The 1,360-nt window shown below is 48.0% G+C and carries 3 protein-coding genes; 1 reads left to right on the top strand and 2 read right to left on the bottom strand.

What is annotated here, in order from left to right:
- Both AOQ29_RS07705 and tsaE read right to left on the bottom strand, forming a co-directional pair.
- Positions 1 to 227 (bottom strand): hypothetical protein (locus tag AOQ29_RS07705; protein WP_158530751.1); only part of this gene is annotated, 227 nt, incomplete at its 3' end.
- Positions 211 to 681 (bottom strand): tRNA (adenosine(37)-N6)-threonylcarbamoyltransferase complex ATPase subunit type 1 TsaE, encoded by a 471-nt coding sequence (gene tsaE / locus AOQ29_RS04870; protein WP_061993398.1) that lies wholly within the window; start codon positions 679 to 681, stop codon positions 211 to 213. The genes AOQ29_RS07705 and tsaE, both read right to left, overlap by 17 nt.
- 160 nt (positions 682 to 841) lie before the next feature.
- Here tsaE and AOQ29_RS04865 point away from each other — a divergent pair.
- Positions 842 to 1,360 (top strand): acetolactate decarboxylase (locus AOQ29_RS04865; protein ID WP_061993397.1); only part of this gene is annotated, 519 nt, incomplete at its 3' end.

The raw sequence follows: 1,360 nt of genomic DNA, 5'->3' as shown, positions 1-1,360 counted from the left end.
CCGGCTGGACTTTCGGCCCAAACCAACCATGTCCGTTGTGGGAGGTCCTTGCCGCGCAAGTTATCCTCATAAATATCCGGGTCAATCAAAGAGTCCCGGACTTCAGCTATTTCCATCGTATCGGATTCTTGTCGCAAGACGGCAATTAAGTCTTGGATGGCTTGTGCCTGACTCAAATCCAAAGTTACAAGAGAATATTCATAAGCAATTTCATTTTCCGCTGCCATCAGTCAATGCCTCCTCAACTGCTTGTGCTTGGCCAAGGCCCTGCACTGTGATTTGCCGGTCCGACTCACCAGTCCCCATTCGAGTAAAGGTCATCTCCAACCGATCATTGGGCAAGAGGTCGGCCATGTACTGGGGCCATTCAATCAGAGTCACCCCATCCGTGCCGAGGTAGTCTTCAAAGCCCTGGTCTTCAGCCCCAGCAAATTCGAGCCGGTAAGCATCAAAATGGTACAGGGGAATCCGCCCCTCTTCGTAGGTATTCAAGATATTAAAGGTCGGACTCTTGACCCGGCTCGTAATATCCAAGGCCCGAGCTAATCCTTGAGTAAAGGTCGTTTTTCCCGCCCCTAAGTCGCCTTGGAGAGTGACAACTAAGCCTGGATAGGCCAGCTGAGCTAATTGTTTTGCCAACGCCTGGGTGGCGGCTGGATTGTTTGTTTGATAACTTTTCATAGCCCTATTATAGCACGGCCACCACTGGCCAACTCTGGGATAAAAGGACAAAAGCTCACCTTTTCTCTCGAAAAATTTCCACTGACTTGATTTTTAGACATCGCTGCCAGAAAGGACTACAATAGTAGTAATTAGGTAAGTACGAAAGGAATTTTTATTCATGTCAAAATCAACACTCTTCCAAGTTGGCTCAATGCAATTGTTGGCCAACAGCCTCTTAGACGGAACAATGCCCATTGCTGAACTTCTTAAGCATGGTGACTTTGGAATCGGAACTGGCCAAGGCCTTGATGGTGAATTGATCATCTTAGACGGTAAGGCTTACCATACCCTTGTTTCGGGTGAAAGTGAAACACCAGCAGCCGACTTTGCTTCACCATTCGCTGCTGCCCACCATGGCGATTTTCAAGACCATGGTACAGCAGAAAACAAGGCTTTAGAAGATGTTTTAGGTGATGCCGTTAAGGACTTGCAAGCTCAAAACCAATTTGTCGCCTTGCTTGTTGAAGGTGAATTCGAAACAATGACCACTCGGTCAGCAGCCGGTAGCCAAAAGCCATACCCTTCTTTGGTTGAAGCTGCTGAAAAGCAACAAGTCTTCAACGGTTCAAAGGTTAAGGGTCGCCTCTTGTCTTACTATGCTCCCGCAATCTACCAAGGTGTGACCGTTGCCGGTTTC

Source organism: Fructobacillus ficulneus, from assembly GCF_001047075.2.
GTDB classification, from domain to species: domain Bacteria; phylum Bacillota; class Bacilli; order Lactobacillales; family Lactobacillaceae; genus Fructobacillus; species Fructobacillus ficulneus.
Note: the sequence above shows the minus strand (reverse complement) of the source record. Positions and strands in the feature narration are given on the sequence as shown.